Origin of the sequence: Nonomuraea solani (assembly GCF_900108335.1) — a bacterium.
In the GTDB taxonomy this organism is placed as follows: domain Bacteria; phylum Actinomycetota; class Actinomycetes; order Streptosporangiales; family Streptosporangiaceae; genus Nonomuraea; species Nonomuraea solani.
The window spans coordinates 123,473-141,142 of the sequence record NZ_FNVT01000020.1; the positions used below are offsets into that span (position 1 = coordinate 123,473).

Genomic DNA, 17,670 nt, shown 5'->3' on the forward strand with positions numbered 1-17,670 from the left:
CAGGGACGTTGCTTCAGAGGCGGGGATTTCGTGGTGAAACCCATTTACGCGGCCGCCGCCGCACATCTGCCGGCACCGCCGGAGCAGGTGTTCGCGCTGATCACCGACTGGCCCCGGCACCAGGAGTGGATGTTCATGACCACCGCCCGGACCGTGGGCGACTACGGGCTGGAGGCGTACACGGGGGTGCGGCCGTTCGGTTTCCTGGACACGATGACGATCACGCACTGGGAGCCGCCGACGCTGCTGCGCGTCACCCACACCGGCCGGCTCGTCCGCGGTCTCGGCGCCATCCGGGTGTCCGCGCAGGCAGGGGGCAGCCGGGTGGTGTGGGCCGAGCGGCTGGAGCTCCCGTTCGGGCCGCTGGGCCGGGCCGGGTGGCCGTTCGTCCGCCCGATCGCGCTCGCCCTGGTACGCCGTTCCCTGCGCAAACTCGCAACCCTCCTGACGTAGCGGAACCTGGGCGGTCCGGGCGGTGTAGGCATGGCATGACCCCCTACACCAGACGCCAGGCGCTCACCCTCGCCGGGGGCGCGGCCCTGCTGTCGGCCTGCACCGCCGAGGCCCCACGCGCCCAGCCTCCGTCCGCGGACCGGCACGTCCAGGCCCCGTCCGCGGCGCCGTCCGCTTCGGCGGCGGTGTCCCGTTCCGGCCGGTTGTTCGCCGACACCGCCGCCGGGCTGGCCGTGGCCGACCTGCTCACCGGCCGGGTACGCGCCACCTACCCGGGCGCCGTCGCCGAGGCCCGCTGGGCCAGGATCTACCAGCTCGACCGCGGCCGCCTGCGCACCTACCAGGCCGGCGACGGCACGCTCATCGACGATCTGCCGGCCGGGGGCGGGCAGATCAAGGCGGTCTCGGCCGATCTGGTGGTGATCGGGCCGCCGCCGGGGCCGCGGACCCGTACCACGCTGACCCTGGCCGGCGACGGCCGCCCGCGCACCCTGCGCCTGGCGGGCAACATCGAACCGGAGGCCTTCTCCCCGGACGGCGCCACCCTGTACGTCCTGGACCGCCTGCCCCCCGCCGCCCCCGACCGCTACCGCGTCCGCGCCTGCGACCTGGCCCGCGGCCGCATGACGGCCCTCAGCACCCGCGACAAACAGCAGGTCCCGCCCGGACAGGAGGAGGAGATGCGCGGCCAGGGCCGCCAGGCCGTCCTCGACCCCGTCCAGAACATCCTCTACACGCTCTACACCCACCAGGACGCCCACCTGCACACCCGCGACCTGGCCGCCGGCACCGACCTCAGCCCCGGTGTGCACGCCTTCGTCCATGTCCTGCACCTGGACCAGCGCTGGGCGTACTGCCTGGACCTGCCCGCCCCGTTCGGCCTCGGCCCCCCGGAAGCCCACACGCTCGCGCTGGCCGGCACGAGCCTGTACGTGTTCGACGCCTCCACCGGCCGCGCGCTCCTGGCCTCGACCGAGAACCTGACGATCAGCCGATCGGCCCTGCTGGGCAAGGCACCGGCCGGGGAGGCGTTCGCGGCGGCCGGCGGCGGCCACCTGTACGTGGCGGCCGGCACCCGGCTGACCGTGGCCGACGCCCGGACGCTGGCGCCGCAGGCCGCCCGGGACCTGCCGGGACCGGCACGCGGGCTGGCGCACCTGCCGGGACAACTCCTGGCGGGCGCGGCCGACCAGGTGCTGCGCCTGGACCCGGCCACCGGCGCCGACCTGAGCGCCGACCTGAGCGCCGGCCTGGGGGCCGTCCCCTTGCCGGGCCTGCGCGCCCTCCGCCACGCCGAGACCACCGCCGGCTGAACACCCGCCCGACGTTCCTGGCCGTCCCGGGACAACTACCTCATGACATGCGGGAACGCGTACCTCACCGTGGGCAGGTGTGCACATCGTGATGGTCGAACCCCATGACCTGTTCCGGCAGGTGCTCGCCGACCTGTCCGCCGGACGATCGATCCCGACCGGCACGGCCGGCGCAGCCATGCCCGCTCTTCAACAGATGCGGGCGGCGGCGAACGGGGGTCTCAGCCGGCGGATGTCAGTTGCCGGCGGGTGACCGCGGCGGCGAACGCCGAGATCACCGGGTGCGGGCGGTGCCCGTCGCCGGCCAGTTCCGGCTGGAACATGGTGGCCAGGAAGAACGGGTGCCCGGGCAGTTCGGCCGCGCGTACCGTGCCGTCGTCGGCGTGCCCGGAGAAGACCATTCCGTGCCCGGCCAGTGTGCGCTTGTAGTCCTCGTTGAGGCCGTAGGAGCAGATGTAGGCCTCCGTGGTGACGGTCGCGCCCATGATCTGTTCGATCAGGGTGCCGGGCGTGAGCCGTACCAGGCCCTCGTGGCCGGCCAGGGAGCAGGCCAGCGGCGTGAGCAGGAAGTCGCGCGCGCCCGGCTCGTTCTCGGCGTGCGCCACGTCGAGCCCGCACACGTGCCGCGCGTACTCCAGCAGCATGTGCTGGAACCCGGCGCACGTGCCCAGGAACGGGATCCGCCGCTCCCGCGCCACCCGCGCCGCCTCGACGGCGCCCGCCTCGTCCCGGTACGGGCTGCCGGGCAGCACCCAGATCCCGTCGAACCCCTCCAGCCCGCTCACGTCGGTGGTGGCGATCCAGTACGGGTCCAGCACGATGCCGTCGCGTTCCCGCAACGCCCGCATCAGCAGCGGGATCCGGGTGTGGGACCGGACGCTGGGGGAGCGATCCCCCACAAGAGCGATTCTCATGCCCCCATCGTGACCGCCCACCCCGGTTAAGCGCCAACGATGAAACCTGCATCTGCTATAAGCAACACTGATGGACCCTCACCTGCTGGCCACGTTCGTGGCCGTCGCCCGCCATGGCTCGTTCTCCGCCGCCGCCACCGAGCTCGGCTACACGCAGTCGGCGATCTCCCAGCAGATCGCCGCCCTGGAGGCCGATCTGGGGCTGCCGCTGCTGCGCCGCCGCCCGGTCGAGCCCACCCCGGCCGGCGCGCGGCTGCTCGAACACGCCGCTCCGCTGCTGCTGCGCCTGCGCGCGGCCCGCGCCGACGTGCTGCGCGCCGCCGCCCGGCCCCGGCACCGGCTGCGCCTGGCCGCCACCCCGCTGTCCACCGGCCCGGTCCTGGCGCGCCGCCTGGCCGGTGTACGGGCGCGCCGGCCGCGCCTGGAGGTCGCCCTGCACACCTGCGGCCTCGACCAGGTCACCGCCATGGTCGCCGAAGGGGAGGCCGACGTGGGCCTGGTCGACGGCATCGCCGCCCCCAGCGACCCGCTGCGCCTGCCCGACGCCGGCCCGATGACCACCGCCCGCGTGTCGGAGGAGGACCTCGCCGTGGCGCTGCCGGTCGATCACCCACTGGCGGGCCGGGCGGCGCTGCGGCTGGCCGGCCTGGTGGACGCCCGCTGGGTGCGCTCGCCGCTGTGCCCGCTCGCCCGGCTGCGCGACCTGATGGGCGACCCGGCGGGTGACGGTTTCCCCACCGGGCTGGAGCACACGGGCGACGACGTCCACACGGTGCTCGCGCTGGTCGCGGCCGGGCACGGCCTCACCCTGCTGCCCGCCTCGGCCCTGACGCCCCTGGTCGCCGGGGTGCCGCTGGCCGCGCCCCGCCTGGTGCACCGGGTGGAGCTGCTGCACGGAACCCTGCCGCCCGGCACCGCCGACCTGGTCAAGGACCTGTCGGGCTGACGGTCAGGCGTGCCAGTCGCCCGGCCCGCCCGGCACCGGCGCGGCCGGGTCGTAGGGCTCGCGGGTGAAGATGAAGGTGTTGAGGTCGAGGTGGTCGGCCGCCACCCGCAGCGTCTCGCCGGCGTAGTAGCCGTCGAGCCCGAGCCACGTCCCGTCGTCCTGCGGCACGAACCGGGAGGCCCGGCCGCCGCCGCTGACGGGCTCCAGCGACAGCCCCCGCTCGGGCAGCATCCGCAGCGCGTACGGCTTCGGCCCCCAATGCCACAGCCCGGTCAGCGCGAGCAGGTCGGGGTCGGCGGGCACGGGCCGCCACTCGTCGGGCAGCCGCGGCTCGTGCTCCTCCAGAATGTCGAGCAGGTCGTACAGCAGGGTGCCGGTCATTCCGGCGGTGGTGTTGGCCATGAACAGCGCGCCGAGGCCGTCGCGCGGCTCGGCCCACACGGTGGCCAGGAATCCGGGCATCGACCCGGTGTGGCCGGCCAGGCGGCGGCCGCCGTTCCTGGCCAGTTGCAGGCCGAGCCCGAACCCGCCGGTCCAGGCGTCGCCGTCGTCCACGCCGGCCGGTTCGCGCATCTCGGCGAGGGTGTCGGGGCAGAGCACGCCGCCGGTGTCGCCGCCGAGGAAGATCGCCCAGCGGGCCAGGTCGTGCGGCGTGGACCACAGTTGCCCGGCCGGGCCCATGGCGTCGGCGTCGTGTTCGGGCTCGGTCAGCACCACGTCGGCCCACGGGTGCACGGCGTAGCCGGTGGCGTGCGGGGCGCGGGGGCGGGCGGTGGTGGCGGTCATGCCGAGCGGGTCGAGCACCTCGGCGCGCAGCGCCTTGAGCCAGGTGGTGCCGCGCCGGCGGGCGATGAGTTCGCCGAGCACGGCGAAGCCGACGTTGGAGTAGTGGAAGCGCCGCCCCGGCCGGTGTTTGAGGTCGCCGGGCCCGAGGCGTTCCAGCAGGTCGGCGGCGGGCACGCCGGGGGTGCGTTCCCACCAGGCGGTGGGCGGTTCGGCGGTGAGGCCGGCGGTGTGCGACAGGAGCTGGGCGATGGTGAGGTGGCCGAGCTCGGTGCCGGGCAGGTGCTCGTCGAGGGGGTCGGTCAGCCGCAGCACGCCTTCGTCGCGCAGCCGCATGACGACGACGGCGACCATGCTCTTGGTGATGGAGCCGATGCGGTATTGGGTGGCGGCGGTGGGCGCGGCCCCGCCGACGCGGCCGCGCCCGCCGAACCATGCCGTGCGCCCGTCGCGGACGATCGCCGCCGTCAGCGACGGCACCCTGCATTCGGCCTGTTCGACGGCCAGCCGGTGCAGCAGGGCGCGCGCCGTCGAGTGTCCCACCTGAGTCATGAGCGACAACACTAGTGGCTAAATGAGCACCAGCCGTGGCCCGATCAGCTCGCCCTGGTGGGGCTGTGGGTGGGCCTGGTCGTGGAAGTAGTGGCCGGCGTACCAGACGACGACGTTGGTGCTGTTGAGGCTCTCGCCGTTGAGGAAGCGGTTGAGCGCGGCGCGGTCGCGGGGGCCGGGGTTGCCGTCGTCGAGCTCGCGCGGGTGGTGGCGCAGGAACCACAGGTCGGACACCCCGTAGGCGTCGGCAGTGCCGTCGAACGGGCCGGGGTGAATCTGGTAGCCGCGGCCGGAGGCCTTGTCGCGTACCTGCCAGTAGCGGGCGGGGTGGCGGCGCCGGCGGGAGGTCTCGCGGATGATCGGCACCGGTTCGGGAATGAGCGAGCCGGTGTCGTCGATCTGCTCGATCACGTCGTTGCCGGCGCCCTCGACGTCGAAGTCGAGCCGCCAGTAGGCGTGGTGGCGGTGGACCAGGCACGTCATGGGGTTGGCGGTGGCGGCGAACCCGAACCTGGGGGAGATGTCGCCGTTGTCGGCCAGGCGCCAGTCGCTGGCGTAGCGGTACCAGCCGGCGGCCAGTTCGCTGACGATGCGCAGCTCCTCGCCGTCGTAGTGGAAGGCGACGCCCTGGAAGTTGCCGGCGTCGGTGTCGGGGCGTTCCAGGATGGTGCGGGGGGCGGTGGTGCACAGGCGCCAGCCCCAGCCGACGGGGTCGGTGCCGTGGGCGTTGAACCGGGTCTCGAAGGCGACGTCGTCGCGGAAGGTGGTGCCTTCGTCGTATTCGACGTTGAGGATGGGCACGTGCGCCTGGCGCAGCACGAGCCGGCCGCGGTAGCGGACCTGGCGCAGCTCGACGCCGCCGCCCATGCCGGGGTTTTGGGGGGCGGAGGCGCGCGGCCGTACGACCAGCAGGTTCCACAGTTCGGTGGCGCCGCGGTGCACGCGGACGCGGACCTGGTCGGGGCCGCCGCGGTCGGTCAGCTCGTCGATGCCCTCCGGCACGCTGTTCTCGCAGTCGTGGTGCATGCGGACGTTGACGCCCGCCGGGGTCCAGTCGACCGACCGGGCGGCCAGGTCGACGGCCACGACGCGGTGCCGCAGCCCGGTGGGCTCGCCCGGCGTGTACAGGCCGAGGGTGGGGCGGCGCACGGTGGTGCCGTCGGGGTTCTCGGCGTCGGCCAGGGGCGGCATGGGGCGGTAGACGACGACGTCGTCGCCGGCGGGGAAGCGGGGGTCGGCGCGCAGGATCGCGGCGGCGGCGACGAGTTCCTCGCGGCCGGGCTGCGGCCGGTAGGAGCTGGGCCGTAGTTCGGCGCGTTCCGGCCGGTCCAGGGTGCCGCGCAGTTCGACGGCGCGGTTGCCGGCCGGGTCGAACACGGTGGCCTGGAACGGGGCGTTCTCGCCGGGGTCGTGGCCGAGGCCGGGCGCGAAGCCGACGGTGAGCCTGGCCGGGTCGGCGACCTCCAGCGCCGCGAGCGCGTCGGGGTGGCCGGCGACCGCCTCGCGCAGCCGCTGCGCGCTCAGGCCGGTGCGGGGGACTGCTTCGATCGTGACGCGTACCTCATCGGTCATGATGTTCTCCCCTAAGGGCTAACGGGAGGGGGCGTGGTCGAAGGTGTCGAGGATGACGGCGGTGGCGTCCACATCGCGGGTCGTGCCGCCGAGCCCGGGCACCTGGAGGGAGCCGGGCCAGGTGTGGCCGCCTCCGTCGATCGTGTACAGGCGCAGTCTCATGCCGGCGGGGCAGGATTTCCAGTCCTGCAGGCGTACCTGACGGGTGACACGACGTCCGGCAGGCCCGCCGCAGCCGAGCAGTTTCGCCCAGCCGCGGGCGGCCCGTTCGACGGGCGCGAGCGTGACCAGGTCGGCGAGGCCGCGCAGGTTTCCCGTCGCGTCCTGGAACGGGTGGCCGCCCCGGTAGGGGACGATGCGGTCGGCGGTGCCGTGGAAGGCCACGATCGTGGTGGGGCGGGCGCCGTCGCAGGGCGGCAGGATGTTGAGCCCGGCCACGGCGGCGACGGCGGCCAGCCGGCCGTCGAGGGAGCAGATGAGGCCGGTGGCCATGCCGGCGCCGTAGGACATGCCGGCGGCGAACTCGCGGCGGGGGTCGGCGCACAGGCCGCGTTCGAGGTGGTCGAGCAGCGCGGCCAGGAACGCGCTGTCGTCGGGGCCGCCGGTGTGGGGGAGGGTCCAGCCCATGCGGCCCGGGGCGGCCTGCGGGGTGGCGACGATGTAGCCGCGCCGTGCGCCGTCCTCGGGCAGGCGGCTGTAGACGGCCTGGCGGGCGGCGGTGGAATTGAGGCCGTGCAGGTCCAAGACGATGGGGTGGGGCCCGTCGCCGGTGGGCACCGACAGCAGGAAGCGGCGTTTCAGGCCGCCGGCGGAGATCGTGTGCCGGCCGGGCGCCAGCGGCCGTTCGGCGCCGCAGCCCGCGGAGGCCCGGGCGGGCGCCTTGGGCAGTTCGGGGGGCGGCGGCGGTGCGGCGCCGCAGCGGGGGGCGGCGAGCAGCGCGGCCGTCAGCACGATGATCAGGCGTGTGGGCATCTTGGGAGAAGTGTGCTCTCCCGCGCGCCTTCGCGCACGGGAACGGGCCGGAGACGTGGCGTCTCCGGCCCGTTGCCGTCAGCGGTCAGCGGCCGCCGAGGGTCTTGCGCCAGTGGAAGCCGCCGGGCAAGTTGACCGACAGCGTACGGCGGCCGTCGGCCGTACGTGTCACCCGGAACAGCCGGTTGCCCCAGCTGTGCCCCACGCCGCGGCGGGACAGGTTCAGCCGGAACGGGCCGGCCTTGATCGACTTTCGGTAGCTCCATCCCATATCGCATTCCTCCATGGTGAGTTCGCGAGGGCGTTCCACTACCCGATCAAGGCGCGTTCATGGGTTTCTAATGGATATAGACGCTCTGCCCGAACTCCGACACGGTGGAGCCGCCCGGGTAGACGAAGTCGGACGGCGGCCCCCCGCAGCCCGGCTCGTCGAAGACGATGACGACTCCGTCGGTATGGTTCTCGACCGCCAAGGGCCAGCGGTCGCTGTCGAAGCAGCCGGAGGGGTCGAACAGGGCCTCTCCGTTGAGGACGAGAACGCCGTTGGCCGCCAGCGCCGGGCTGATCGGGGCCAGGGCCAGCGCGCCGGCGGCGGTGAGGGCGGCGAGGGCGGTGGTGATGCGTCGCATGAGCGGATTCCGTTCTCGAGACGACAGTGCTTGGCCGAGACCATCTTGTACGGCGGGTAAGTGATCGGCTACTTACCGTGTCACGACAGTTGTGTGCGGTATGCGTACACAGACGTGGCGGTGGCGCCGGTATCTGAGCGCACCCTTCGCGAAGAGACCTCCAGCGAGACGATCGACTATGAATCCTGGACTTTCAAGCATTGGTTGTCCCGTGCATCCCTCATACGGTTGACCTTCAGTGAAAGGGGAGGCATCGCATGATTCTGGTCACCGGGGCGAGTGGCACCGTCGGCCGCCACGTGACGGCGCATCTGCTGGAGGCGGGGGAGCGGGTTCGCACGCTGACCCGGCGCCCGGCCGATCCGCCGCCCGCGGCCGAGAGTGTGCTCGGCGATGTGTCGGTGCCCGGCGATCTGCCGGTCGACGGGGTGGAGGCGGTGTTCCTCATCTGGCCGTTCGCCTCGGCCGAGGGGCTGGAGGCGGTGCTGGCGCGGGCGGCCGGGCAGGCCCGCCGGGTGGTGTACCTGTCGTCGGCGGCGGTACGCGAGCACGAACGGCAGGCGGAGCGGCTGATCGAAGCCTCCGGGATGGAGTGGACCGTGCTGCGGCCGCACGCCTTCGCGGCCAACACCCTGCGCTGGGCCGAACGGATCCGGGCCGGGGGCGTGGTGCGTGAGCCGTACGGGCGGGCCGCCATGTCGCTGATCCACGAGCGGGACATCGCCGCGGTCGCGGTGCGGGCCCTGACCCGGCCTGGCCATACCGGCACCGTCTACGAGCTGACCGGCCCGCACTCGCTGACCCAGGCCGAGCAGGCCCGCGTCATCGGCGAGGCGATCGGCCGCCCGGTGCGCTGGCAGGAGGACTCCCCGGCCGAGGCCCGGCGGCGGATGCTGGAACGCGGCTGGCCCCCGGAGGCCGTGGACGGGATCCTGCGCGCCCAGGCCGCCATGACCCACGGCCCCGCCCCGGTGACCGCCGCCGTGGAGCAGGTCACCGGGCGCCCGGCGCGCACGTTCGCGTCGTGGGCGGCCGAGCACGCGCCCGCCTTCGCGGGCGGCCGACACCCGGCTCTTTCCTGATTACGAATGAACTCCATTTAGGTCCGGGCATGGATGGCTGAGCGGCGAGTCAGGAACAATTCCGTACATGCCGCGTATCAGCCCTCCGTTACAGCAGGAGAAGCTCGGCCGGGAGTTACGCGCGTTGCGGACCGCCGCGGGTCTCACGATCGCCCAGGCCGCCGATCGCCTGCACTGCGCCAACAGCACGGTGTCGAACATGGAGAACGGCCACACCCTCGTCACGCCCGGCTACGTCCGCGACGTGCTCGACGTCTACGACGCCGACGAGCCGACCCGCCGGCGCTGCCTGGACCTGCTCACCGACGCCCATCGCAAGCCGTGGTGGCATCCGCAGTACCGGCGGGTGCTGGGCCGGTTCGTCGTCTACGAGACCGAGGCCAGGCTGCTGCGCTACTGGCAGGCGCAGGTGGTGCCCGGCCTGCTGCAGACGCTGGACTACGCCCGTGAGGTGATCGCCGCCGACCGGCCCTGGGAGGAGGACGGCCTGGTCCAGTTACGGGCCCGGGCGCGGATCGCCCGCCAGTGGGTGCTCACCGACGAGGCCGACCCGCTGGTGGTGGACGCGATCGTGAGCGAGGAGGCGCTGCGCCGCCCGGTCGGCGGCCCGGACGTGATGGCCGCCCAGCTCACCCGCCTGCTCGACGCGGGCGCCCGGCCGACGGTCTCGGTCCGGGTGGTGCCCCGCTCCGTGGGCGCGCACGCGGGCCTGACGTGCTCGTTCGTGCTGTTCAGCATGCAGGACCTGCCGACGATCCTGTACCGGGAGGGCGGCATCGACGAGATCGTCGACGCGGGGCTGGGGGTGGCGGAGGAGTACGAGCGGCGCTTCGAGCACCTCGCCGGCGTCGCCCTGCCAGCGCGGCCCTCGGCCGAGCTGATCGAGTCGATCCGAGAAGAGTTCGTGTGCACCGGCCGGGCCCTGGCGTAAAGAGCAAGGCCCGGCCGGGCACCGGGTGGGGTGTTACCGCGGGGCGTCGAAGGTCCACTCGGCGCGGGCGCCCGGGCCCACCGCCAGCGTCGAACGCCCGATCCGCTCCTCGTGCCGGGTCTCCACGGCGCGGTTGAGCGACATGCTCACCTGCTTCAGGCCCGCCTGCTCCCGCGCGACGGAGTCGAGCTGGATGGTGGTGCCGCCGCCCGAGGCGATGGCGCCGCCGCCGGTCGTCGCGACGTCGAACCCGCCCGCCTTGAGCAGCGGGATCGTGTTGGCGAGGTCACGCGCGGGGACGCCGATGCGCAGGTAGGTGATGTCACGCATCAACCGGTCGGCGTAGGTGTCGGGCAGGTAGCGCTCGCGGCTGACGTCACCGGGGTGGCTCTCCGGCTCGGTCTGGCTGCGCGGGTCGGCGAAGTACTCCGGGAAGTACTCCATCGCCCACGGGTCGAAGGCCTCGTACTGGGCGGCGGTGGTGCGGATGGTGTCGAACCACGGGATCGGGACACCGTCGCCGAAGTCACGCGTCTGGCGGTACGTGGCCGGGTCACTGATGCCCAGGGCGGCCAGCGCCGTGGTCGCCTTGGCCAGGTCACCGGCCCGGTCGGCCGACACGGCCAGCCCGGCGGAGCCGTAGAGGGCGTCCTGGCCGGGCAGGTCGTTCTCACCGAACAGCTCGATGTAGGTCTCGCGGCCCTTGAGGTAGCGGCCCTTCCAGGTCATTCCGCCACCGGTCGTGGTGCGGACCTCGAAGTTGGCGAACTCGCGCAGGTAGGCGGAGTTCTCCACGGCGTCGGCCGTCTCGCGGTCGACGACGCTGTAGGCATGGTTGTAGAACAGCAACTGCTTCTGGGACGACGCCTGCGCCTGGTCGGCCTGCGCCGTCCCCGCACCGCCCGCGATCGCTCCGGTGAGAGCGACGGCGCAGGTCGCGGTGAGGACGGTCATCATCCGTAATGTACGGCGAATCAGCATGAAGGTGATCTTAGAGCGAAGATGATCACCTTCACTATCGTTTTGACAGAACCCATACAGCCGACATGACACGCCCCCGGCCGGGTGCGCCCGTCACTTCTTGAAGGCGTCCTTGACCTTCTTGCCCGCGTCCTTGACCTTCTCCCCGGCCTGCTTCAGGCCGCCCTCGGCCTGATCGGCGCGCCCTTCCGCCCGCAGGTCCTCATCATCGGTGGCGTCACCGATGTTCTCCTTCGCCCGCCCCTTGAGCTCCTGGGCCTTGTTGCGGATCTTGTCGTCGGCGCTCATCTCACATGCCTTCCTCGTCGAATTCACGCGAACCCTTCCCCTTACCGGCCGCGAGGGACGAAAACATCGGCCCGGCCGCTGCTCTAATCTGGCCCAGGACGACAGAGGAGGTCTCGGTGGCGCAGGGTCCGGACGCGACGGCGGGTTACGCCTTAGACGCCGTCCTCGAACGCATCACCTACGCCAACGAGGAGACCGGCTACACCATCGCCCGCGTGGCCACCGACCGCGGCGGCTCCGAGCTGCTCACCGTCGTCGGCCCGCTGCTCGGCGCGCAGGTCGGCGAATCGCTGCGACTGCACGGCCGGTGGGGCTCCCACCCCCGCTACGGCCGCCAGTTCGAGGTCTGGTCCTACACCACCGTGCTGCCCGCCACCGTCCAGGGCATCCGCCGCTACCTCGGCTCCGGCCTCATCAAGGGCATCGGCCCGAAGATGGCCGAGCGGATCGTCGACCACTTCGGCACCGGCACCCTCGACGTCATCGAGCAGCAGCCCGAACGCCTGGTCGAAGTGCCCGGCCTCGGCCCCAAACGCACCAAGATGATCGCCGCCGCCTGGGAGGAACAGAAGATCATCAAAGAGGTGATGATCTTCCTGCAGGGCGTCGGCGTGTCCACCTCCATCGCCGTACGCATCTTCAAGCAGTACGGCGAAACCTCCATCTCCGTCGTCAGGACCCAGCCCTACAAACTCGCCGACGACGTGTGGGGCATCGGCTTCAAAACCGCCGACACCATCGCCCAGGCCGTCGGCATCCCCCACGACAGCCCCGAACGCGTCAAGGCCGGCCTGCGCTACACCCTGTCCGAGGCCGCCGACGACGGCCACTGCTACCTGCCCGCCCCCAACCTCGTCGGCGACGCCGTCAAGATCCTCGACGTGCCCGCCGACCTCGTGTCCTGCTGCCTGGAAGAACTCGTCGCCGCCGAAGGCGTTGTCCGCGAGCCCATCCCGGCCGGCGACAACGTCGTACCGGCCGTCTACCTGCCGCCCTTCCACCGCGCCGAGCTGTCACTCGCCTCCGGCCTGCTGTCACTGCTCGGCAACGGCCACGACCGCCTCAAAGCCTTCGCCGACGTCGACTGGGAACGCGCCGAGACCTGGCTGCACGCCCAGACCGGCGCCGAACTGGCCACCGAGCAGCGCCAGGCCGTCCGCCTGGCCCTGACCGAGAAGGTCGCCGTCCTGACCGGCGGCCCCGGCTGCGGCAAGAGCTTCACCGTACGCTCCATCGTGCTGCTGGCCCGCGCCAAACGCGCCAAGGTCATCCTGGCCGCCCCCACCGGCCGCGCCGCCAAACGCCTGGCCGAACTGACCGGCCACGAGGCCACCACCGTGCACCGCCTGCTGCAACTGCGCCCCGGCGGCGAGGCCACCTTCGACCGCGACAACCCCCTCGACGCCGACCTCGTCGTCGTCGACGAGGCCTCCATGCTCGACCTGCTGCTGGCCAACAAACTCGTCAAGGCCGTCGCCCCCGGCGCGCACCTGCTGTTCGTCGGCGACGTCGACCAGCTCCCGTCCGTCGGCGCGGGGGAGGTGCTCAAAGACCTCCTGGGCGCCGGCGACATCCCCCGCGTACGCCTGACGCAGATCTTCCGCCAGGCCCAGGAGTCCGGCGTCGTCGTCAACGCCCACCGCGTCAACACCGGCCGCCACCCCGTCCTGGAGGGCATGAAGGACTTCTTCCTGTTCCCGTGCGAGGAGCCGGAGGAGATCGCCGCCCTCACCGTCGACGTCGTCGCCCGCCGCATCGCCCGCAAGTTCCGCCTCGACCCCCGCCGCGACGTCCAGGTCCTGGCCCCCATGCACCGCGGCGCGGCCGGCGCCGGCGCCCTCAACACCGCCCTGCAAGAAGCCCTGACCCCAGCCCGCGACGGCATGCCCGAACGCCGCTCAGGCGGGCGCGTCTTCCGGATCGGCGACAAGGTCACCCAGCTGCGCAACAACTACGACAAAGGCGCGGCCGGAGTCTTCAACGGCACCGTCGGCATCGTCACCGCCATCACGCCCGACGAGCACAAACTCACCGTCCTGACCGACGAGGACGAATCCGTCGACTACGCCTTCGACGAACTCGACGAGCTCGCCCACGCCTACGCCGTCTCCATCCACCGCTCCCAGGGCAGCGAATATCCCGCCGTCGTCATCCCGCTGGCCACCAGCGCCTGGATGATGCTGCAGCGCAACCTGCTCTACACCGCCATCACCCGCGCCAAGAAGCTCGTCGTGATCGTCGGGTCGCGGCGGGCGCTGGCCCAGGCCGTACGGACCAAGGGAGCGGGCCGCCGCCACACCGGCCTCACTTACCGTCTCACGCCCCGGTGACAAGCCCGCACCCAGCAGAAGTGATGGAAATGTGACTGAACTCTCCCAAATGATTCGGCGTCTTACATGCGGGAGCATTAAGGTTTTTGAGGTGCCTTTTGGTGCCCTTGGGGAGAGGAAAGTCTTGAACGTCAGGCCCGCTTGGAGGAGACCCGCCACCGCAGCCGCGCTGCTCACCGCAGCAGCGCTGACCGCGTCATGCTCAGGCGGCCCCGCCCCCGCCCCAGCAGCCGACAGCCCTGAGGGCACCACCGTGGCCACCCCCCAAGCGCCCACCGTGAAGATCACCCCCGACGAGGGCACCAGCAAGGTCAGCCCCGAAAAGAAGGTCACCGTCGAAGCCGCGGGCGGCGCCCTGGAGAAGGTCACCGTCGAAGCCGGCGGCGAACAACTCGAAGGCAAATTCAACGCCGACAAAACCCGCTGGGTCTCCAAAACCCCGCTGAAGCCCTCGACCAGCTACAACGTCTCCGCCACAGCCGGCGCCACCACCGCCACCAGCACCTTCACCACCGCCAAACCCGAACGCGCCCTCCAGGTCGCCGACGTCACCCCCAACGCCAAGGGCGAAAAACTCGGCGTAGGCGCGCCCATCATCGTGACCTTCAACCAGCCCGTCGCCAACAAGGCCACCATCGAACGCGCCCTCGAGATCGAAGCCGAAAAGCCCGTCAAAGGCGCCTGGCGCTGGATCAACGACACCGTCGTCATCTACCGCACCGCCAAATACTGGCCCGCCCACCAGAAGGTCACCTTCAACGCCAACATCACCGGCATCAAAGGCGGCAAAGGCCTCTACGGCACCAAGGACTACACCGCCAACCTCAAGATCGGCGCCAAGCAGATCAGCAAGATCGACACCCGCAAGCACATGATGTACGTCTACAAGGACGGCAAACGCGTCCAGACCATGCGCATCAGCGCCGGCATGGCCACCACCCGCGAATACACCACCACCAGCGGCGTCCACCTGACCATGGAACGCGGCAGCCCCGTCCGCATGATCTCCCCGGGCCGCAAAAAAGGCGACCCCGGCTACTACGACGTCATGATCGACCACGCCGTCCGCATCTCCAACTCCGGCGAGTACGTCCACGCCAAGAACAACGTCTGGGCCCAAGGCGTCCGCAACGTCAGCCACGGCTGCATCAACGCCCGCCCCGACCAGGCCCGCTGGTTCTACGACAACTTCCAGCGCGGCGACGTCGTCGACATCGTCGGCACCGACCGCGCCCTGGAATGGAACAACGGCTGGGGCTTCTGGCAAATGTCGTTCTCCCAGTGGAAGAAGGGCAGCGCCCTGGACGGCAAGGCCTGATGAGCACACACATCCGGCCCGGCCGCGACGGCGACGTCCCCCTGGTCCTGTCCATGTTCGACAGCGCCGTCGCCTGGCTCACCGCCCAGGGCCGCACCGGCCAATGGGGCGACCAGCCCTTCACCGGCAACGCCAAACGCACCGGCCAGGTCACCTCCTGGCTGGACGGCGGCGGCATGCGCATCGCCGAACGCGACAACGGCCAGGCCGCCGGGTGCGTCGTCGTCGGACCCGCCCACGACTACGTCACCCCCGCCACCGAGCCCGAACTGTACGTCCAGGCCCTGGTCATCGACCGCTGCCACGCCGGCCACGGCGTCGGCCGCGCCCTGCTCGACTGGGCCGCCGACGAGGCCCGCGCCCGTGGTGCCGGCCTGCTGCGCGTGGACTGCTACGCCGGGGACGACGGCCGCCTGGTCGCCTACTACGAAAGCTGCGGCTTCACCCGCGCCGCACCGTTCACCGTGGGGGAGTGGCCCGGCATGCTCCTGCACCGCCGCCTGTCCTAGTCACCGCGTTCGCCGCGTTCGGGGTGAGGGTCACACCAGTTCGAGTTGCGCCGCCCGCGGCCCGCCCGACACCGCCTCCGGGGTGCCGCACCGTATGCCGTACATCTGGCACAACTGCGCGATCTGCCCCGTGATCCGCCCCTCATAGCCCGGCGACGGCAACCCTGTACGGTCGTACAGCTCCTCGTAGCGCTCCACCAGCCCCGGATGCGCCTGCGCCAGCCACTCCAGATACCACTCCCGCGTGCCCGGCACCAGCCGCAGCACCACCGGCTCCACCGCCCGGGCGCCCGTCTGCGCGATCCGCCGCACCGTGGCCGCCAGCTGATCGGCGGCGTCACTGAGCAGCGGCAGCACCGGCGCCATCAGCACCCGGCACTCCACCCCGGCCTCCACCAGCGCCGACACCAGCTCCAGCCGCGCCTGTGCCGTCGGCGCGCCCGGCTCCACCGCCCGCCGGATCCGCTCGTCCACGAACGCGATCGACACCGCCACCCGCGCACCCGCCCGCGCCAGCGCCTCGGCGTCACGCAGCACCAGCGCGCTCTTGGTGTAGACGGTGAACGGCGTCCCCGCCCCCGCCAGCGCGCCGATCACGCCCGGCATCAGCCGGTAGGTCTCCTCCGCGGCCTGGTAGCAGTCGCCGCCGACGCCCACCGCGAGCTCCTGGCCGTCCCAGCGCGCGAGCTCGGCCCGCAACCGCTCCACCACGTTGGGCCGCACCACGATCCGCGTGTCGAAATCACGCCCGGCGTCCAGGCCCAGCTTGCGATGTCCGGCGCGGGCGCCGCAGCCGCGGCAGGCATGGGCGCAGCCTCGGTAGGGAGACACGGCCCACCGCTGGGCGATGCCCGTGGCCTGCGGCACCCGCTCGATCACGGTGCGGGCCTGCAGCTCGTAGAAGCCGCCGCGCACCACGGCGCGCCGCTCGATCGGCGACCGCCCGTCATCGGCGGCATCGACCAGAGCAAGCGCGTCCCAACCCACGTACACCAGTGGAACACGTATTCGACTACGTTTTCAAGCTGTTCGGCAACCTCGGCGGGGGAGCGGCACCAGTAAAATTGGCACACCCGTACCACTTTTACGCCTTTTTGGGGGAAACACCATGGCCTGGATCCTGCTCGCCCTCGCCATCGCCACCGAAGTCCTCGCCACCTCCGCACTCAAACTCAGCAACGGCCTCACCCACCTCGGCTGGACCATCGTCGTCGCCGCCGGCTACCTCACCTCCTTCACCCTGCTGGCCCGCGTACTCAAACTCCAGCTCGACATGGGCACCGCCTACGCCATCTGGTCCGGCGCCGGCACCGCCGCCATCGCCCTCATCGGCGCCGCCTTCATGGGCGAGACCCTCACCGCCCTCAAGATCGGCGGTATCCTGCTCATCATCGGCGGCGTCATCGTCCTCAACCTCGCAGGTGGCCATTGAACCGGCAACAGGACCCGCACCAGACCCCCCAACCAGACCATCCGCTTTCCCGGCCCGCACAACACCCCGCCGGCACCCCCACCCACCCTCACAACACCCCCACCCAAGCCCGCGGCCGCCGCCGCCGCGCCACCCTGCTGTCCGCCGCCGTCGACCTGCTCACCGACGGCGGATTCGCCGCCGTCACCCACCGAGCCGTCGCCCAGCGCGCCCACCTACCCCTGGCCGCCACCACCTACTACTTCGCCTCACGCGACCAACTCCTGGCCGAAGCCTTCGCCCAGCTCGTCGAAACCGAACTCGCCACCACCCGCACCTGGCTCACCCACCACGGCCTGCCCACCCTCATCGACCAGGTCGCCACCACCGACCGCACCCGCCAGCTCGGCCTATGGGAGCTGTACGTCCACGCCGGCCGCGACCCCGTCCTGCAGACCATCGCCCGCCGCTGGACCGACGGCTGCGTACGCCTCCTCGCCGAAACCCTCGACCTGCCCCCCGAAGACCCCCGCGTACGCCTCCTCTACACCACCGTCTCCACCCTCTGGCTCGAGCACCTCGTCGAACAACGCCCCCTCGACGAAGCCCGCCACCTGCTCAACCTGGCCATCCAAACCACCCAGAAAAACACATTGCCGCCCCCCTGACCCCTCCCTACACTGCCC

At 71.9% G+C, this 17,670-nt stretch carries 19 protein-coding genes; 10 read left to right on the forward strand and 9 right to left on the reverse strand.

All coding sequences use genetic code 11. The features are described 5' to 3' along the window. Positions 1 to 33: 33 nt before the first annotated feature. Together C4V41_RS46835 and C4V41_RS46840 are read left to right on the forward strand one after the other, a co-directional pair. Positions 34 to 453, forward strand: coding sequence for an SRPBCC family protein (locus C4V41_RS46835; RefSeq protein ID WP_235030814.1), 420 nt, complete (start codon positions 34 to 36; stop codon positions 451 to 453). Between the two features lie 35 nt (positions 454 to 488). Next, a complete protein-coding gene (locus C4V41_RS46840) occupies positions 489 to 1,766 on the forward strand; it encodes a hypothetical protein (protein ID WP_103962516.1) in 1,278 nt (425 codons plus the stop codon). A 221-nt stretch (positions 1,767 to 1,987) separates the two neighbouring features. Here C4V41_RS46840 and C4V41_RS46845 read toward each other — a convergent pair whose 3' ends face one another. Beyond that, positions 1,988 to 2,680 carry a CTP synthase C-terminal region-related (seleno)protein gene (locus C4V41_RS46845; RefSeq protein WP_103962517.1) on the reverse strand — a complete coding sequence of 231 codons (693 nt, stop codon included), beginning with the start codon at positions 2,678 to 2,680 and terminating at the stop codon, positions 1,988 to 1,990. Positions 2,681 to 2,750: 70 nt separating this feature from the next. Here C4V41_RS46845 and C4V41_RS46850 point away from each other — a divergent pair, with 70 nt between their 5' ends. After that, positions 2,751 to 3,626: a LysR family transcriptional regulator gene (locus tag C4V41_RS46850; protein WP_103962518.1), complete on the forward strand. Its 876-nt coding sequence runs from the start codon at positions 2,751 to 2,753 to the stop codon at positions 3,624 to 3,626. A 3-nt stretch (positions 3,627 to 3,629) separates the two neighbouring features. Here the strand turns inward: C4V41_RS46850 and C4V41_RS46855 are convergent, their stop codons facing one another. The 5 genes from C4V41_RS46855 to C4V41_RS46875 form a co-directional block, all read right to left on the reverse strand. Next, positions 3,630 to 4,961 (reverse strand): serine hydrolase domain-containing protein, encoded by a 1,332-nt coding sequence (locus tag C4V41_RS46855; protein WP_103962626.1) that lies wholly within the window; start codon positions 4,959 to 4,961, stop codon positions 3,630 to 3,632. Positions 4,962 to 4,979: 18 nt separating this feature from the next. Beyond that, positions 4,980 to 6,533, reverse strand: coding sequence for a hypothetical protein (locus C4V41_RS46860; RefSeq protein ID WP_103962519.1), 1,554 nt, complete (start codon positions 6,531 to 6,533; stop codon positions 4,980 to 4,982). Positions 6,534 to 6,551: 18 nt separating this feature from the next. Beyond that, entirely contained in the window at positions 6,552 to 7,505 is a 954-nt protein-coding gene (locus C4V41_RS46865) for an alpha/beta hydrolase family esterase (protein ID WP_103962520.1), read from the reverse strand. A gap of 85 nt (positions 7,506 to 7,590) precedes the next feature. Beyond that, entirely contained in the window at positions 7,591 to 7,776 is a 186-nt protein-coding gene (locus tag C4V41_RS46870) for a DUF4236 domain-containing protein (protein ID WP_103962521.1), read from the reverse strand. A gap of 67 nt (positions 7,777 to 7,843) precedes the next feature. After that, on the reverse strand, positions 7,844 to 8,134 hold the full coding sequence (locus C4V41_RS46875) for a hypothetical protein (RefSeq protein WP_103962522.1): 291 nt from the start codon (positions 8,132 to 8,134) through the stop codon (positions 7,844 to 7,846). Positions 8,135 to 8,391: 257 nt separating this feature from the next. On the opposite strand from C4V41_RS46875, the gene C4V41_RS46880 reads away from it, so the two are divergent. Next, positions 8,392 to 9,216, forward strand: coding sequence for an NAD(P)H-binding protein (locus C4V41_RS46880; protein ID WP_103962523.1), 825 nt, complete (start codon positions 8,392 to 8,394; stop codon positions 9,214 to 9,216). A 67-nt stretch (positions 9,217 to 9,283) separates the two neighbouring features. Further along, positions 9,284 to 10,147 (forward strand): helix-turn-helix domain-containing protein, encoded by an 864-nt coding sequence (locus tag C4V41_RS46885; RefSeq protein ID WP_103962524.1) that lies wholly within the window; start codon positions 9,284 to 9,286, stop codon positions 10,145 to 10,147. Positions 10,148 to 10,180: 33 nt separating this feature from the next. Here C4V41_RS46885 and C4V41_RS46890 read toward each other — a convergent pair whose 3' ends face one another. Beyond that, positions 10,181 to 11,128, reverse strand: coding sequence for a DUF5829 family protein (locus tag C4V41_RS46890; protein WP_200824717.1), 948 nt, complete (start codon positions 11,126 to 11,128; stop codon positions 10,181 to 10,183). A 93-nt stretch (positions 11,129 to 11,221) separates the two neighbouring features. Further along, positions 11,222 to 11,416 carry a CsbD family protein gene (locus tag C4V41_RS46895; RefSeq protein ID WP_103962526.1) on the reverse strand — a complete coding sequence of 65 codons (195 nt, stop codon included), beginning with the start codon at positions 11,414 to 11,416 and terminating at the stop codon, positions 11,222 to 11,224. Between the two features lie 116 nt (positions 11,417 to 11,532). Here C4V41_RS46895 and recD2 point away from each other — a divergent pair, with 116 nt between their 5' ends. From recD2 to C4V41_RS46910, 3 genes are all read left to right on the forward strand, one after another. Continuing rightward, positions 11,533 to 13,746, forward strand: a complete 2,214-nt coding sequence (gene recD2, locus C4V41_RS46900) for an SF1B family DNA helicase RecD2 (RefSeq protein WP_103962527.1) — start codon at positions 11,533 to 11,535, stop codon at positions 13,744 to 13,746. A gap of 253 nt (positions 13,747 to 13,999) precedes the next feature. Further along, entirely contained in the window at positions 14,000 to 15,064 is a 1,065-nt protein-coding gene (locus tag C4V41_RS46905) for a L,D-transpeptidase (protein WP_235030815.1), read from the forward strand. Next, positions 15,064 to 15,573 carry a GNAT family N-acetyltransferase gene (locus tag C4V41_RS46910; protein WP_103962529.1) on the forward strand — a complete coding sequence of 170 codons (510 nt, stop codon included), beginning with the start codon at positions 15,064 to 15,066 and terminating at the stop codon, positions 15,571 to 15,573. Before C4V41_RS46905 ends, C4V41_RS46910 begins: the two co-directional genes overlap by 1 nt. 30 nt (positions 15,574 to 15,603) lie before the next feature. On the opposite strand, the gene C4V41_RS46915 is transcribed toward C4V41_RS46910, so the two are convergent. Further along, positions 15,604 to 16,560: a radical SAM protein gene (locus C4V41_RS46915; protein ID WP_235030816.1), complete on the reverse strand. Its 957-nt coding sequence runs from the start codon at positions 16,558 to 16,560 to the stop codon at positions 15,604 to 15,606. A 121-nt stretch (positions 16,561 to 16,681) separates the two neighbouring features. Between C4V41_RS46915 and C4V41_RS46920 the strand changes: the two genes are divergently transcribed. Together C4V41_RS46920 and C4V41_RS63510 are read left to right on the forward strand one after the other, a co-directional pair. Then, positions 16,682 to 17,005: a DMT family transporter gene (locus C4V41_RS46920; protein WP_103962530.1), complete on the forward strand. Its 324-nt coding sequence runs from the start codon at positions 16,682 to 16,684 to the stop codon at positions 17,003 to 17,005. After that, positions 17,002 to 17,652 carry a TetR/AcrR family transcriptional regulator gene (locus C4V41_RS63510; protein ID WP_200824718.1) on the forward strand — a complete coding sequence of 217 codons (651 nt, stop codon included), beginning with the start codon at positions 17,002 to 17,004 and terminating at the stop codon, positions 17,650 to 17,652. The genes C4V41_RS46920 and C4V41_RS63510 overlap by 4 nt, the downstream gene beginning before the upstream one ends. Positions 17,653 to 17,670 lie beyond the last annotated feature (18 nt).

Excerpts from the sequence above, each read along its gene's own strand:
- C4V41_RS46840 (WP_103962516.1), top strand. The coding sequence starts at position 489 with ATGACCCCCTACACCAGACGCCAGGCGCTCACCCTCGCCGGGGGCGCG.
- C4V41_RS46845 (WP_103962517.1), bottom strand. The coding sequence starts at position 2,680 with ATGAGAATCGCTCTTGTGGGGGATCGCTCCCCCAGCGTCCGGTCCCAC.
- C4V41_RS46850 (WP_103962518.1), top strand. The coding sequence starts at position 2,751 with ATGGACCCTCACCTGCTGGCCACGTTCGTGGCCGTCGCCCGCCATGGC.
- C4V41_RS46855 (WP_103962626.1), bottom strand. The coding sequence starts at position 4,961 with ATGACTCAGGTGGGACACTCGACGGCGCGCGCCCTGCTGCACCGGCTG.
- C4V41_RS46860 (WP_103962519.1), bottom strand. The coding sequence starts at position 6,533 with ATGACCGATGAGGTACGCGTCACGATCGAAGCAGTCCCCCGCACCGGC.
- C4V41_RS46865 (WP_103962520.1), bottom strand. The coding sequence starts at position 7,505 with ATGCCCACACGCCTGATCATCGTGCTGACGGCCGCGCTGCTCGCCGCC.
- C4V41_RS46870 (WP_103962521.1), bottom strand. The coding sequence starts at position 7,776 with ATGGGATGGAGCTACCGAAAGTCGATCAAGGCCGGCCCGTTCCGGCTG.
- C4V41_RS46875 (WP_103962522.1), bottom strand. The coding sequence starts at position 8,134 with ATGCGACGCATCACCACCGCCCTCGCCGCCCTCACCGCCGCCGGCGCG.
- C4V41_RS46880 (WP_103962523.1), top strand. The coding sequence starts at position 8,392 with ATGATTCTGGTCACCGGGGCGAGTGGCACCGTCGGCCGCCACGTGACG.
- C4V41_RS46885 (WP_103962524.1), top strand. The coding sequence starts at position 9,284 with ATGCCGCGTATCAGCCCTCCGTTACAGCAGGAGAAGCTCGGCCGGGAG.
- C4V41_RS46890 (WP_200824717.1), bottom strand. The coding sequence starts at position 11,128 with ATGCTGATTCGCCGTACATTACGGATGATGACCGTCCTCACCGCGACC.
- C4V41_RS46895 (WP_103962526.1), bottom strand. The coding sequence starts at position 11,416 with ATGAGCGCCGACGACAAGATCCGCAACAAGGCCCAGGAGCTCAAGGGG.
- C4V41_RS46910 (WP_103962529.1), top strand. The coding sequence starts at position 15,064 with ATGAGCACACACATCCGGCCCGGCCGCGACGGCGACGTCCCCCTGGTC.
- C4V41_RS46920 (WP_103962530.1), top strand. The coding sequence starts at position 16,682 with ATGGCCTGGATCCTGCTCGCCCTCGCCATCGCCACCGAAGTCCTCGCC.